Annotated in this window: 12 protein-coding genes; 3 read left to right on the plus strand and 9 right to left on the minus strand. The window is 72.2% G+C overall.

The annotated features are described in order from the left end of the window. Positions 1–56: 56 nt before the first annotated feature. The gene (locus tag ACIPJI_RS30525) at positions 57–1208 is read right to left on the minus strand and encodes an acyl-CoA dehydrogenase family protein (protein WP_402249993.1); all 1152 of its coding nucleotides are present in this window, start codon (positions 1206–1208) and stop codon (positions 57–59) included. 62 nt (positions 1209–1270) lie between these two features. Between ACIPJI_RS30525 and ACIPJI_RS30530 the strand changes: the two genes are divergently transcribed. From ACIPJI_RS30530 to ACIPJI_RS30540, 3 genes are read left to right on the plus strand one after another with little or no spacing between them, the layout of a single operon-like run. After that, positions 1271–1945 carry a TetR/AcrR family transcriptional regulator gene (locus ACIPJI_RS30530; RefSeq protein WP_356622883.1) on the plus strand — a complete coding sequence of 225 codons (675 nt, stop codon included), beginning with the start codon at positions 1271–1273 and terminating at the stop codon, positions 1943–1945. 15 nt (positions 1946–1960) lie between these two features. Continuing rightward, a complete protein-coding gene (locus tag ACIPJI_RS30535) occupies positions 1961–2659 on the plus strand; it encodes a helix-turn-helix transcriptional regulator (RefSeq protein ID WP_307705575.1) in 699 nt (232 codons plus the stop codon). A gap of 32 nt (positions 2660–2691) precedes the next feature. Next, the gene (locus ACIPJI_RS30540) at positions 2692–3612 is read left to right on the plus strand and encodes a DMT family transporter (RefSeq protein WP_307705576.1); all 921 of its coding nucleotides are present in this window, start codon (positions 2692–2694) and stop codon (positions 3610–3612) included. A gap of 76 nt (positions 3613–3688) precedes the next feature. On the opposite strand, the gene ACIPJI_RS30545 is transcribed toward ACIPJI_RS30540, so the two are convergent. The 8 genes from ACIPJI_RS30545 to ACIPJI_RS30580 form a co-directional block, all read right to left on the minus strand. Continuing rightward, complete coding sequence (locus ACIPJI_RS30545) at positions 3689–5068, minus strand: MFS transporter (RefSeq protein ID WP_356622885.1); 1380 nt, start codon at positions 5066–5068, stop codon at positions 3689–3691. 208 nt (positions 5069–5276) lie between these two features. Next, positions 5277–6356: a Zn-dependent alcohol dehydrogenase gene (locus ACIPJI_RS30550; protein ID WP_356622887.1), complete on the minus strand. Its 1080-nt coding sequence runs from the start codon at positions 6354–6356 to the stop codon at positions 5277–5279. Positions 6357–6373: 17 nt separating this feature from the next. Beyond that, on the minus strand, positions 6374–7768 hold the full coding sequence (locus tag ACIPJI_RS30555; protein ID WP_402249998.1) for an aldehyde dehydrogenase family protein: 1395 nt from the start codon (positions 7766–7768) through the stop codon (positions 6374–6376). Between the two features lie 109 nt (positions 7769–7877). Continuing rightward, positions 7878–9209, minus strand: coding sequence for an ABC transporter ATP-binding protein (locus ACIPJI_RS30560; protein WP_402250000.1), 1332 nt, complete (start codon positions 9207–9209; stop codon positions 7878–7880). A 229-nt stretch (positions 9210–9438) separates the two neighbouring features. After that, a complete protein-coding gene (locus tag ACIPJI_RS30565; protein WP_402250002.1) occupies positions 9439–10260 on the minus strand; it encodes a class F sortase in 822 nt (273 codons plus the stop codon). A gap of 67 nt (positions 10261–10327) precedes the next feature. After that, complete coding sequence (locus tag ACIPJI_RS30570; RefSeq protein ID WP_307705582.1) at positions 10328–11011, minus strand: hypothetical protein; 684 nt, start codon at positions 11009–11011, stop codon at positions 10328–10330. A gap of 118 nt (positions 11012–11129) precedes the next feature. Further along, entirely contained in the window at positions 11130–12503 is a 1374-nt protein-coding gene (locus ACIPJI_RS30575; RefSeq protein WP_402250003.1) for an MFS transporter, read from the minus strand. A 1-nt stretch (position 12504) separates the two neighbouring features. Then, complete coding sequence (locus ACIPJI_RS30580; RefSeq protein WP_402250005.1) at positions 12505–13944, minus strand: CitMHS family transporter; 1440 nt, start codon at positions 13942–13944, stop codon at positions 12505–12507. Positions 13945–14073 lie beyond the last annotated feature (129 nt).

Below are 14073 nucleotides of genomic sequence, written 5' to 3' on the forward strand. Positions count from 1 at the left end.
GACGGTGAGCAAGCGCTTAGAGCCTGACCACGGCTTCCGGGCCGGGCGAAGGGCGGTCAGAAGGCGGAGACCCCGGTCAGCGCACGGCCGATGATCAGCTTCTGGATCTGGCTGGTGCCCTCGTACAGGGTCATCACGCGGGCGTCGCGCACCAGTTTGCCGACGGGGTACTCGTCGATGTAGCCGTAGCCGCCGAAGACCTGGAGGGCGTTGTTGGCGCACCGTACGGCGGCCTCGGAGGCGAACAGCTTGGCCTGGGAGGCGGCGGTGGCGAACTGCTCGCCCCGGTCGATCAGGTCGGCGACCCGCCATGTCAGCATCCTGGCGGCGTCGACGTCGACGGCTATGTCGCTGAGCAGCTCCTGCACCAGCTGGTAGTGCGCGATGGACCTGCCGAACTGCTCGCGCTCCTTGGCGTATCCGACCGCGGCGTCGAGCGCCGCCTGCGCGATGCCGACACAGCCGGCGGCCACCGACATCCGGCCCTTGGCGAGCGCCGACATGGCGATGGAGAAGCCCTTGCCCTCGACGCCGAGCATGGCGGACGCCGGTACCCGCACGTCCTCGAGCACCAGCTCCGCGGTGGCCTGGCCCCGCAGCCCCAGCTTTCCGTGGACGGTGCGGCGGGTGAGCCCAGGGGTGTCCGTGGGGACGAGGAAGGCGGACACCCCCTTGTGGCCGGGCGTGTCGTTGGTCCTGGCGAACAGCAGCACCACGTCCGCCCAGGTGCCGTTGGTGATGAACATCTTGGAGCCGTTGATCACGTAGTCGCCGCCGTCGGCGACGGCCCGGGTGATCAGGTTCCCCGCGTCGGAGCCGGTGCCGGGCTCCGTGAGACCGAAGCAGCCGAGGGCTTCGCCGGAGGTGAGCCGGGGCAGCCAGTCGCGCTTGTGCTCCTCGGTCCCGTGGGCGGCGACGGTCTTGGCGACGAGGCCGAGGGAGACGGAGACGATGCCGCGCACGGAGGAGTCGCCGCGGCCGAGCTCCTCGGTCACCAGGCAGTAGGCGAGGTGGTCGCCGCCGGAGCCGCCGTACTCCTCGTCGACCGTGAGCCCGAGGAAGCCGAGCGCGCCCAGCTTCTTGACGATGCCCCTGTCGACGTTCTCCGCGCGGTCCCACTCCACGACGTGCGGGGTGATCTCACGGTCCACGAAGTCCTTGGCCAGCTGCCGTACGGCCGTCTGCTCCTCGTCGAGCTCCAGGTTCATTGCGGGCACCCCACTTTAACTATCACTGCTAGTTTATTTGTGCAGGGCCTACTATGTGCCGCATGGCCCGCCCGCGCAAGCCCCTCCTCAGCAGAGAACGCATCGTCGAGACGGCGAGCGCGCTCGTGGACGCGGAGGGGCTCGACGCGGTCTCCACGCGCCGGCTCGCCGCGGAGCTCGGCGTCAGCGGCCCCTCCCTCTACAACCACTTCCGCAACAAGGACGAGATCCTCGACGCGGTCGCCGACGCGGTCAGCGCCCGTGTCGACCTGTCGATGTTCGACGAGGACGACGACCGCGACTGGCGCACCGCCCTGCACGACTGGGCCGTCTCCTACCGCGCCGCCCTGAGCGCCCACCCCAACACCGTGCCGGTCCTCGCCCGCGGGCCCGGCCGCCGCCCGGCCGGCCTCAAGGTCGCCGACGCCGTCTTCGGCGCGATGGTCCGCGCCGGCTGGCCACCCGCCCACGCCACCCGCATCGGCGCGCTGATGCGCTACTTCATCACCGGTTCCGCGCTCGGCTCCTTCGCCCGCGGCTTCGTCGACGACGCGACGGCGTACGACCCGGCGGACTACCCGCACCTGGGCCAGGCCCACCTGCTGGCGGACCGGCAGGAACAGGTGGACCAAGGGGCGTTCGAGACGGGACTCGAGGCCCTGCTCGACGGCCTCGCGCTCCAGTACGAGACCGTCCGGCACGACGTCACCCTTCGGTCGGCGCCGAAACGTCCCTGACGCATCCTGGGAGGCATGACCTCCTCCCGCGACCTCGCCGCCTTCGCCGCACTGCTCGCCGACGAGACCCGCGCGGGCTTCGCCCTCGCCCTCCTCGACGGGCGGGCCTGGACGGCCGGGGAGCTCGCCCGGCACGGCGGGGTCGCCCCGTCGACCGCGAGCGAGCACCTCGGCAAGCTCGTCGCGGGCGGCCTGCTCTCGGAGGAACGACAGGGCCGGCACCGGTACGTCAGGCTCGCCGACGACCGGGTGGCGCACCTCGTCGAGGAACTCGCCGCGCACGCCTCACCCGGACCTCCTCCGGCGCCGCGGTCCCTGCGCGAGTCCAACGTCGCCGGGGCCCTGGCGCGCGGGCGGACCTGCTACGACCATCTGGCAGGGCGGCTCGGCATCACGATCACCCGGGCCATGACCGCCCGCGGACTGCTCACCCAGGACGCCGGCTTCGCGCTCACGGACCGTGGCGCCCGCTGGTTCGCCGACCTGGGGATCGACCTGACGGCCAAGGGCCGCCGCCCGCTCGTACGGGGCTGCCTCGACTGGACGGAGCGCAGGCCGCATCTCGCCGGCGTCGCCGGCGCCCGGCTGTGCGGCCACGCCCTGGACGCCGGCTGGTGCGTACGCATCGGCTCCGACCGGGCCGTGAAGGTGACGGACGACGGCGAGCGGGCGCTGCACACGCTCCTCGGGATCGAGCCGGGAATATTGCGGTGACCCCCGAAAGGTCGAGCCCTTACGGTCGCACCATGACGAACCCCCTCCGCCACACGAAGTGGCCCGCCCTGGCCGCCGCGGCAGTCACCGTCGTGCTCTGGGCGTCCGCCTTCGTCTCCATCCGCAGCGCGGGTGAGGCCTACTCCCCCGGCGCGCTCGCCCTCGGCCGGCTGCTCGCGGGCTCCCTCGCGCTGGGCTGTGTCCTGCTGGTCCGGCGGGAGGGGCTGCCGCCGCGCGCCGCCTGGCCGGGGATCATCGTCTCCGGTCTGCTGTGGTTCGGCGTCTACATGGTGGTGCTCAACTGGGGCGAGCAGCAGGTCGACGCGGGCACGGCGGCGATGGTGGTGAACATCGGCCCGATCCTCATCGCGCTGCTGGGCGCCCGGCTGCTGGGCGAGGGACTGGGACCGCGGCTGGTGGCGGGGATGGCCGTGTCGTTCGCGGGCGCCGTGGTCGTGGGCCTGTCGATGTCCGGTGAGGGCGGGGCCTCGACGCTGGGCGTACTGCTCTGCCTGCTGGCGGCGGTCGGCTACGCGGGCGGCGTGGTGGCGCAGAAGCCGGCGCTGGCCCACGCGAGCGCGCTCCAGGCGACGACGTTCGGCTGCCTGGTGGGCACGGTGGCGTGCCTGCCGTTCGCCGGGCAGCTGGTGGAGGAGGCGTCCCGGGCGCCGGTGCCGGCGACGCTCAACATGGTCTACCTGGGCGTCTTCCCGACGGCGCTGGCGTTCACGACGTGGGCGTACGCACTTGCGCGTACGACCGCCGGCCGGATGGGCGCGACGACGTACGCGGTTCCGGCGCTGGTGGTGCTGATGTCCTGGCTCGCGCTGGACGAGGTCCCGGGCCGGCTGACCCTGTGCGGCGGGGCGCTGTGCCTCGCGGGTGTGGCGGTGTCCCGTTCCCGGGGCCGGGCGCCGGTCACCGACCGCGAGCTCACCGGGCCCCGCGCCTGACCGACCGTACGGCCCCGGCCCCGGGACCGCCGCCTCGCACGGCGACGGATCCGGGGCCGGTCGGACCGAGCGGCGGTCAGTCGGAATGCGCCTCGGCCGTGGCAGGGGACGCGGGGGCCTGGGACGCCGGGGCGGCGGCCTTCGCCGCACGGGAGGCCAGGATCTTGATGGAGATCAGCGCGATCACGGCCAGGCCGATGATGTAGCCGGACACCGCCATGGACGTGCCGGTCGCCTCCAGCAGCAGGACCATCATGAACGGTGCCAGGCCGCCGCCGAAGACGGCGGCGATCTGGTAGCCGAGGGACGCACCGGTGTAGCGCATCTCAGCGGTGAACAGCTCGGCGAAGAGCGCCGCCTGGGGCCCGTACATGATGCTCAGGAAGCAGCTGGTGACGAAGGTCCCGACGGCGAGCCAGAGCAGCGACGCGGTGTCGATCAGCAGGAACATCGGCACGGCCCACACCAGCAGGCCGACGGCGCCGGCGGCGTAGATCCGCAGCCGTCCGATGCGGTCGGACAGGGCCGCCGCGGCGGGTATCAGCACCAGCTGGGTGAGGCTCACGCCCAGGGACACCGCGAGGACCGCGCTCCGCTTCATGTCGAGCTCGCGGGTCGCGTAGTCCAGGACGCCGGTGATGATGATGTAGAACGTCGCGGTGTTCACGGCGAACGAGCCGCCGGCCAGGAACACGGTGCCGAGGTGATCGCGCAGGATCGTGCGCAGGGGGGAGCGGGTCTCGCTCTTCTCCTTCTCGGCGAGAGCGCGTTCGGCCGCGCGGAACTCGGGCGTCTCCTCGACCTTGGTGTGGATGTACCAGGCGAGACCGAGGACGAGGAAGCCGACGAAGAACGGCACCCGCCAGCCCCAGGCGGCGAACGCCGACTCGCTCGTGAGGGAGCCCGCGACCAGGAACACGGTGTTGGCGGTGACGACACCGATGGGGACGCCGAGCTGGACGAGGCTGCCGTAGAGGCCGCGCTTGCCCTCGGGGGCGTATTCGGTGGCCATCAGCATCGCGCCGCCCCACTGGGCGCCGACCGCGATGCCCTGGACGATGCGGAGCAGGACCAGGAGGACGGGCGCGGCGATGCCGATCGTCTCGTACGTGGGAAGCAGGCCGATGCCGGCGGTGGCGATGCCCATCAGCGTGAGCGCGAGGACCAGCATCGGCTTGCGGCCCCGCTTGTCGCCGAGTTGCCCGGCGATGACGCCGCCCACGGGGCGGGCGAGGAAGCCGACCGCGAAGGTGGCGAAGGCGGCCAGCACACCGGCGGAGGAGCTGCCGGCGGGGAAGTACAGGTCGCCGAGGACCAGGGCGGCGGCGATGCCGAAGACGAAGTAGTCGTACCACTCGACGGCCGAGGCGAGGGCCGCGGCGGTGGCGACGCGTCGCCGCCGGGGGTCGGAGGGTGTGGAGCCGGGGGTGTCCGTGAGCTGAGCTGCGGTGTCCATGAACGTGCACACTCCGGTGGATGCGGGGACGGAGTCGGAGAAGGGGGTGGCACTGGGGAGTTCCGGGGACCGTACCGACCGGTGGGTATGGGGGTCAACGGGTTGGGCGGGGGAAGTTTCCCGGGCGGCTCCGACCGCCGGACATGCCGTTCGAGCAGCACGGACACCCCGGCCGCCACGGCGGCCGGGGTGCGTCGTGGGAGGGGCTCTAGAAGACGACCAGGGCCCGGCCGCCCTTGCCCGCGAGCATGTTCTCGAAGGCCGCCGGGATGCCGTCGAGGGCGATCTGCTCGGTGACCAGCGCGCTCAGGTCCAGCCGGCCGGCACGGATGTGCTCCGCGAGGACCGGCAGGTCGGCGGCCGGGTCCGAGTTGCCGAAGACGCAGCCGGACAGCGTGCGGCCCCAGTGGAACAGCTCGAGAGCGTGGAAGGTGACCTGCTGGTCCTTCCCGCCGATGCCGACGACCGTGGTACGGCCGCCGCGCCGGGTGGAGTCCCAGGCGGCGCGGATCGTCGAGGCGCGGCCGACGCACTCGATCGCCACGTCGGCGCCGCGCTTGCCGGTCAGCGCCCGGATCTCCCTCGCCGTGTTGTCGGAGGCGACGACGTATTCGGTGGCGCCCGCGCCGCGCGCCAGTTCCTCCTTCTCCGGGGAGACGTCGACGGCGATGATCGGGCCCGCTCCGGCGATCCGGGCGGACTGGAGCGTCGCCAGCCCGACCCCGCCGACGCCGAAGACCGCGACGGACTCGCCCTCGCGCACCCGCGCGGAGTGGTGGACGGCGCCGTAGCCGGTGAGGACGGCGCAGCCCAGCAGAGCCGCGTCCGTCAACGGGACACCGTCGGGGACGGGCAGCACGCAGTTCGCGGCGACGACCGTCTCCTCCGCGAACGCGCCCACGTTCAGGCCGGGATGGAGCTCGGTGCCGTCGGCCGCGAGGGCGTGCACCCGTCCCGCGCCGGTCAGCGCGTCGGCGCACAGCCACACCTCGCCGATGGAGCAGGCGTGACAACTTCCGCAGGAGGGCGCCCAGTTGAGAACGACCCCGTCACCGGGTGCGACATGGGTGACGCCCTCGCCGACGGCGAGGACGGTGCCCGCGCCCTCGTGGCCGAGGACGGCCGGGACGGGCAACCGCATGGTGCCGTCGGAGAGGGACAGGTCGGAGTGGCACACCCCGGCGGCGGCGAGTCTGACCCGGACCTGGCCGGGGCCGGGCTCCGGCAGCGAGATCTCGGTGATCTCCAGGGGAGCGCCGACGGAGGGCAGGACGGCTGCACGGACCACGATGGTTTCCTTACCGCTCAGAACTGGAGGGACTTGGTCTGGAGGTACTCGGCGAGGCCGTGCGGCCCGAGCTCCCGGCCGACGCCGGACTGCTTGTAGCCGCCGAACGGCGCCAGCGGGTTGAAGCGGCCGCCGTTGATGTCGACCTGTCCGGTGTCCATACGGCGGGCGAAGGCCACCGCCTCGGAGTCGTCGCCGGCCCAGACGGCGCCGGCGAGGCCGTACACGGTGCCGTTGGCGATCGCGAGGGCGTCGTCCTCGTCCTCGTACTTCAGGATCGACACGACCGGCCCGAAGATCTCCTCCTGGGCGATGGTCATGCCGGGGGTGACGTCGGCGAAGACGGTGGGACTGACGTAGTAGCCGACTCCGAGCGGTGCCTCGGGGCCGCCGGCCACCAGCCGGGCGCCCTCCTCGATGCCCTTCTCGATGTAACCCCGCACCCGCTCCTGCTGCTTGGCGTTGACGAGCGGGCCGACCCGTTCGCCGGGGACGTACTTGGCGACGGCGGCGGCGGCGAGCTCGACCGCCTCCTCGTACCGGTCCTTGTGCACGAGCATCCGGGTCCACGCGCTGCACGTCTGGCCCGAGTTGGACATCACGTTGGCGATGCCGACGTTCACCGCCTTGGCCAGGTCGGCGCTCGGCAGGATCACATTGGCGGACTTGCCGCCCAGCTCCAGCGCGACGCGCTTGATCGCGCCGCCCGCGGTCGCGCCGATCTTCCGGCCGACGGCGGTCGACCCGGTGAAGGACACCAGGTCGACGTCCTCGTGCTCGGCGAGCGCCTGGCCGGCCACCGGGCCGAGCCCGGTGACCAGGTTGAAGACGCCCGCGGGGATGCCCGCCTCGTGGACGGCCTCCGCGAAGAGCTGCGCGGTCAGCGGGGTGTCCTCCGCCGGCTTGAGCACCACGGTGCAGCCGGCCGCCAGCGCCGGCGCCACCTTGGCGACGATCTGGTGCAGCGGGTAGTTCCAGGGCGTGATCGCGCCGACGACGCCGACGGGCTCCATCAGCACGGTGGAGGTGCCGATCTTCTCCTCGAACGCGTAGGAGCCCGCGAGCTCCGCGTAGGAGCCGGCGACCGCGACCGGCAGGCTCGCGTGGACCGCGAGCGCCAGGGCGGGCGGCGCGCCGAGTTCGGCGGTCACCGTCCCGGCGATCTCCTCCGCGCGCCGGCCGAGCTCGTCGCGCAGGGCCGCGATGTGCCGCGCACGCTCGGCGGGCGGCGTCGACGCCCAGCCCGGGAAGGCCGCGCGGGCGGCACGTACGGCGGCATCGACGTCCTCCGCAGTGCCGGCCGGCACATGGGCGATGACCTGCTCGTCCGCGGGGTCGACGACCGCGATCGTTTCCGGTGCCGAAGCGGGCCGCCACCGGCCGCCGATGTACATGCCGTCGTGGGCCTTCATCGCTCTCCTCCACGCCTCGCGGTAGTGTCCGCGCCCCAAACTAGCGCCGTTAGTTTTACGGCGCCAGGGGCATCCGGCGTGCTGGAGGCCACTTGTCGTGGCGGAGGGCTCAGGCGTCGAGGCCCGGAACGTCCATGGGTGCGGGGCAGATCCGGCGGCCCTGATGGTCGAAGACGTAGAGGTGGGCGAGGTCCACGAGCAGCGGCACCTGGGCGCCGGTGCGCAGCCGGAGGTCGGGGCCGGTACGGACGACGAGGTCGCTCGGCGCGGTGATCCTGCTCTCGTGGGCGGGCTCGGGAACCGGATCGTCGAGCACCGCCACCGGCCCCGCGACCTGGGCCATCGCCCGGTCCTTGAGCCGGGTCAGCACTCCGGGGCCGGCGCTTCTCCGCCGCCGTGCGGCGGTCTGCGGACGCGGCGACTCGAGATCGGCGACCACGGCGGGCCGGGAACCGGTGTTGAAGTGCACCAGCGCCTCGTGCCCCTGGTACTCCATGTGCTCGACGATCCCGGTCAGCGCCACCTCCCCCGCGCGGGCCTGGCTGGGCGGCGCGATCCGGGTGGCCTCCGACCGCAGACCCACGATGATCTGCCGGCCCTGCTGGATCCGCAGCAGCTGATGGTCGGGGCTGAGAGGCTCGGGCAGCGGCAGCCGCTGCCGGCCCAGATCGATCGACATCCGGCCGTCCAGCGGCGCGTGGACGACGGCCTGGAGCAGGTTGATGCGGGGCGTTCCGATGAACGCGGCGACGAAGACGTTCGCCGGGAGGGCATAGGTGTCGCGCGGGGAGCTGACCTGCTGGAGCACCCCGCCGCGCATCACGGCGACCCGGTCCCCCAGCGACATGGCCTCCGCCTGGTCGTGGGTGACGTAGACCGTGGTCACCCCCAACTCCGCGGTCAGCCGGGCGATCTCGGCCCGCAGATGGTTGCGGAGCTTGGCGTCGAGGTTGGAGAGCGGCTCGTCCATCAGGAAGACCGAGGGCCGCCGGGAGATCGCCCGGCCCATCGCGACGCGCTGGCGTTCGCCGCCGGAGAGCTGCGCGGGGAACCGGTCGAGGATGTCCTCGATGCCGAGCATCCTGGCGGTGGCCTCCACCCGCGGGTTGCGGTCGGCCCGCGGGTTCTCGAGCTTCAGCGGGAAACCGATGTTCTCCCGGTTGGTCATGCTCGGGTAGAGCGCGAAGTTCTGGAAGACCATCGCCATGTCGCGTTCACGCGGCGGGATGTCGTTGGCGTACTCGCCGTCCAGCAGGAGCTCGCCCTCGGTGATGTCCTCCAGTCCGGCGATCATCCGCAGCACGGTCGACTTGCCGCAGCCGGAGGGGCCCAACAGGACGAGGAACTCCCCCGGTCGGACGCCGAGGGAGAAGTTGTCGACGGCCCGGGGAGCACGGCCGTATCTCTTGCTGACGTTGTGCAGAGCGATGGCGCGAGTCATAGGGTCCCGCCCGGGATGAGAAGGGGCAGCTGCGTCGCCAGAAGCTAGCCCACTATGTCCCGTCAGGGAATGGATCGCGCACGATGCGAGGGGCGCTTGTTACGCATGTGTCCACCATGCGAGACCAGCGCCGTCGAACGGCCGGAAAAGGCGTTTCCGCACGGGGGACCGTCCGCCCAACTCCCCCTGGCCGCAAGGCCATCGGCGGTCCCGTACGCCCATGACCGGATCACACCTGTCTGACGTCCGTGAGGTGTGCGAAGACGACGACGTTGGCGGAGTAGCCCGTCTTCTTGTCGAAGCTGCCGCCACAGGTGAGCAGCCGCAGTTCGGGCCGGCCCGTGTGGCCGTACACCTCTGCGTCGGGGAAGGCCTCCTTCTTGTAGGTGCGCACCTTGTCGACGGTGAACACGGCCGTCCGCCGGTCCGCGCGGGCGATGTCGACCTTGTCACCGGGTTTCAGCGCGTTGAGGTTGAGGAAGACGGCAGGGCCGGTCCTGGTGTCGCGGTGGCCGACCACCAGGGCGGTGCCCTTCTCGCCGGGCGCGGGCCCCTGCTGGTACCAGCCGACAAGACGGGGGTTGTCCACCGGAGGGGCGGTGAGCCGGCCCTTGCTGTCGAGACCGAGCCCCATCACGGGCGACTCGATCATGATGGCCGGGATGGCGAGCTGTCTGGCCGGGGAGGGCGGCAGCGCGAGTTCTCCCCGGCCCGCCACGGGCGGTGCGGCCGTCGGGGACGGCGCCGCGGGCCGGGGCGACCGCGCCGCCTCCGGCGTCCGGGACGGCGGCGGCACCGGGGCCACCGGTTTCCGCGCCGGTTCGGCGGAGCGGACGGTGAGCGGCGGCAGGTCGATCACGTTCGATCCGCCGTGCCCGGCCGGACCGCCCGCCGCGGCCGGCTCCTCGCGCCCGGCGGCCTTCTCGTCGGCCTCGTCGGCCGCGGGCGTCTTCGCGCCGAGCGGGCTGTCCGCCGCGACGGAGACCGGCGGCGCGTCCGGGGGCGGGTCCTGACACCCCCGGACGACGCCGGTGACCAGTGTTGCCGTCACGCTGAGCGTGATGGTCAGACGGCAGGCACGGCTGGGTCCGCGTCGTCGGCGTCGGCGACTCGGTGCGTTACGCGGCGCCATGGGCGCGGCGGGCCCGTCGGACGAGGACCAGCCCGGCCGCACCGGCCGCGCCCGCGACGAGCGCCGTCGCCGCGGCGACGGACGAGCCGTCGTCCCCGGAGCCCTCGGTGCCGTCGCCGGCCATGCCGCCGCCGCCCGCGGGCACAGCGCCGTGGGGCGCGTCCTTGTCGTCCTTCTCCCAGACCGTGCCCTTGTCGTTCTCCGGGCCCTTGTGCCCGTTGTTCTTCTCACCGTGCTTGTCGCCGTACTTCTCGCAGTCGACCTCGAAGACCTTCTGCTTCGGCACACCGCTCGGGACCGTCCAGGCGAGCAGGTAGTCACCGTCGGGGAGTGCGTACTCCTCGGTGTGGCCCCGGCCGGCGACCAGCACGAGGCTGTCCGTCAGCGTGGGTCCTGCTGCCGTGGGCGGCTGCGGGGTGATGGTCCAGGTGACCTGCGGCAGGCTCTCGAAGTTGAAGGCGCTGAGGCTGAACTTGCAGACTCCCTTGATGTCGTCCCGGGTGTCCCAGTGCTCGACGCCGGCCTTGTGGATCTTGATGTCGCCGCTGTCGCCGATGGCGGCGAACGCCGCCGGCGCCGACGCCAGCGTCATGCCGGCGTACGCCAGGGCGGCAAGAGCGGCCGCCGCCGTGCGGACACGGCGGGGGCGGAGAGTTGCGGTCGTGCTCATGCGAGGCTCCTTCAAGCCGATGCGATTGTCATACTGATCACGCGATCGCCTGACTAAATGTCACGAATTCGGCGTGAAGACGCATCGAAACGCTGAGAAGCCGTCAGAAATGCCCCTACTAGCGGACACCGCGGCTGTGCCGACCGGGCGATTCGGCCGCGTCGGGCCCCTGAGCAGCACCGGCCGGCGCACCGCCGCGCGTACCGTCCGCCCCGGCCACCGCCGGCCCGTCCCCGCCGGCCTCTCGGGAAGCGCCACCCGCAGCGCCGTCCGGAGCGCCCCCTGGAGCGCCGCCGCCCGCACCGTCCGGGCCGCCGGTCACCGCGTGTCCGCGCCCGGAGCGGCCGGTACGCACCGCGGTCCCGCCCGACACCACCAGCAGCACACCGAGCATCACGAAGGGCGCCGCGGCACCGGCGAGCCCGGCAACCAGTCCGGCGGAGGCCGGCGCGGCGACCTGGCCGAGACGGTTGCCGGTCAGCCGCAGCGCGAGCGCCGTCGAACGCGCGCCGGCCGGTGCCGCCTGCACCACCGTCGTCATGGACAACGGCTGCCCCACGCCCAGGCAGAATCCGAGCGCCGCCAGCATCAGCGCCAGCGCCCACAGCGGCACGGGCAGCGCGATACCCGCGCACAGCGCCCCGCCGAGCAGACAGGTCACGGTGAGCAGGGCGGTACGGCCGAGGCGGCGGATCATCGGCGTCATCACCAGCCGGCACGCGATGGTGGCGGCGGCCCGCAGGCTCAGCAGCAGGCCCACGACGGTGGGCGCGATACCGCGGTGCTCGCCGACCACCGGCAGATACGCGGTGAGGATGTCGGTGGCCGAGAGCACGGCGAGGCTGATGAAGATCCCCGCGGGTACGCCGCGGGTCCGCAGGATGCGGTGCACGGGAACCTTCGCCGCGGCCGCGTCCCGCTTGCGCCCGACTCCCTCGGGGCGTAGCTCGATACGCCACATCGAGGTCAGAGAGACGGCCGCCACGGCCGCGGACACGACGAGCGCCAGCGCACTCGTACGGGCCATGTCGTCACCGATCAGCGCGCCCGCGGCAACGGGTCCGGCCAGCTGGCCCAGCGAGGCACCGATGGTGAAGTGCCCGAAGTTGCGGTCCTGTTCGGCGGGGGCGGAGCGGCGGGCGACGATCGACTGGGCGCCGATGACGAAGCAGAGGTGGCCGAGTCCCATCACACCGCTCCACGCGGCCATCGCCGGCAGCGAGCCGGCGAGTCCGCTGAGCGCGCAGCCGCCGGCGATCAGCGCGACGCCCGCGTACAGCAGCGGCGTACAGCGGCCGTGGTCGGTCCTGCGGCCCAGCGGTACGGCGGCGAACAGCGGAAGCAGCGCGTACACACCGGCGATCACACCGATCGCCCGCTCGTCGGCGCCGAGCGACAGCGCCCGGTAGGAGACGGCCGGGCGCGCCATCGACACCGCCGCCTGGGCGAACCCGAAGGCGATGACGAGGCGCAGCAGCCAGAGGCGACCCATGTCAGACGATGCCGAACAGGATCCCGGCCCCCAGCACCACCAGACTGGTCAGGGCCGCCCACTTGACCGTGAAGCGGGTGTGGTCGCCGAACTCGACCTTCGCCATGCCGACGAGGACGTACACCGCGGGGACGAGCGGGCTGGACATGTGCAGCGGCTGGCCGACGAGGGAGGCGCGGGCGATCTCCAGCGGCGAGACACCGTGGGCGGCGCCCGCCTCCGCGAGGACCGGCAGCACACCGAAGTAGAAGCCGTCGTTCGACATGAAGTACGTGAGCGGCAGGCTCAGTACGCCGGTGACGATCGCCATGTGCGGGCCCATGCCCTCGGGGATGGCGCCGACGAGCCAGTCGGCCATGTGCTCGACCATGCCGGTGCCGGTGAGGACGCCGGTGAAGACGGCGGCGGCGAAGACCATGCCGGCGACGTTCAGGACGTTGTCGGCGTGAGCCGCGATACGTGCCTTCTGGTCCGCCATGGAGGGGAAGTTGACGGTCAGGGCGAGGGCCGCGCCGAGCAGGAAGAGTACCGGGATCGGCAGCAGCTCCATGATCATGGCGGTGAGAAGGGCCAGCGTCAGACCGGCGTTGAACCAGTACAGCTTGGGCCGCAGCGTCGCGCGGTTCGGGTCGAGGCCCTGGAAACCGCCGTCGTGGAGCGGGGACTCGTGGCCCTCGCGAGGGGACCCGGTGCCCTCTCCCGGACCGGATCCGGCGTCCTCGGCGCCGACCGCGGAGCCCCCGGCCCCGGCGGCGTGCTCGCCGCCACCGCCGGCCTTGACGAGCACCGTGCCGGGCTCGGGCTCGAGCGCCTCGTCGAGCGTGAGGTATCCGAGACGCTTGCGCTCGCGCCGGCCGAGGACGTACGCGAGGAGGAGCACGAAGAGAAGTCCGGCGCCGAGGGCGGGGATCATCGGCACGAAGATGTCGGCCGCGTCCAGCTTGAGCGCGGTGGCCGCACGGGCGGTGGGGCCGCCCCAGGGCAGGGTGTTCATGACGCCGTTCGCCGTGGCGGCGATGCCGGTCAGCACGACCAGGCTCATCTTCAGGCGCTTGTAGAGCGGATACATCGCCGAGACCGTGATCATGAAGGTCGTGGAGCCGTCGCCGTCGAGCGAGACGATGGCGGCGAGCACCGCCGTACCGACCACGATGCGCAGCGGGTCCGCCTTGCAGAAGCGCAGGATGCCCCGCACGATCGGGTCGAACAGCCCGACGTCGATCATCACGCCGAAGTAGACGATGGCGAACATCAGCATCGCCGCCGTGGGGGCGAGGTTCCCCACGCCTTCGAGGACGTAGTCCCCGAGCTGTGCACCCTGCCCGACGGCGACGCAGAAGAGTGCGGGAATGAGGACCAGCGCCGCGATCGGCGACATCTTCTTCATCATGATCAGGACCAGGAAGGTCGCGATCATGGCGAAGCCGAGGACTGTCAGCATGGGGACACCTAACGTTCATCTTTGAACTGCCACCGGAGGAGCGGCCCACCGGTGGGTCCGGATGACGTTAGGTGTCGCCATCTGCCGTTAACAAGATGTCGACCCGTGAGCAATACGAGCAAAACCCCA

It is taken from the genome of Streptomyces sp. NPDC086835 (assembly GCF_044745705.1).
Classification (GTDB): domain Bacteria; phylum Actinomycetota; class Actinomycetes; order Streptomycetales; family Streptomycetaceae; genus Streptomyces.

Excerpts from the sequence above, each read along its gene's own strand:
- ACIPJI_RS30525 (WP_402249993.1), bottom strand. The coding sequence starts at position 1,208 with ATGAACCTGGAGCTCGACGAGGAGCAGACGGCCGTACGGCAGCTGGCC.
- ACIPJI_RS30530 (WP_356622883.1), top strand. The coding sequence starts at position 1,271 with ATGGCCCGCCCGCGCAAGCCCCTCCTCAGCAGAGAACGCATCGTCGAG.
- ACIPJI_RS30535 (WP_307705575.1), top strand. The coding sequence starts at position 1,961 with ATGACCTCCTCCCGCGACCTCGCCGCCTTCGCCGCACTGCTCGCCGAC.
- ACIPJI_RS30540 (WP_307705576.1), top strand. The coding sequence starts at position 2,692 with ATGACGAACCCCCTCCGCCACACGAAGTGGCCCGCCCTGGCCGCCGCG.
- ACIPJI_RS30545 (WP_356622885.1), bottom strand. The coding sequence starts at position 5,068 with ATGGACACCGCAGCTCAGCTCACGGACACCCCCGGCTCCACACCCTCC.
- ACIPJI_RS30555 (WP_402249998.1), bottom strand. The coding sequence starts at position 7,768 with ATGAAGGCCCACGACGGCATGTACATCGGCGGCCGGTGGCGGCCCGCT.
- ACIPJI_RS30560 (WP_402250000.1), bottom strand. The coding sequence starts at position 9,209 with ATGACTCGCGCCATCGCTCTGCACAACGTCAGCAAGAGATACGGCCGT.
- ACIPJI_RS30570 (WP_307705582.1), bottom strand. The coding sequence starts at position 11,011 with ATGAGCACGACCGCAACTCTCCGCCCCCGCCGTGTCCGCACGGCGGCG.
- ACIPJI_RS30575 (WP_402250003.1), bottom strand. The coding sequence starts at position 12,503 with ATGGGTCGCCTCTGGCTGCTGCGCCTCGTCATCGCCTTCGGGTTCGCC.
- ACIPJI_RS30580 (WP_402250005.1), bottom strand. The coding sequence starts at position 13,944 with ATGCTGACAGTCCTCGGCTTCGCCATGATCGCGACCTTCCTGGTCCTG.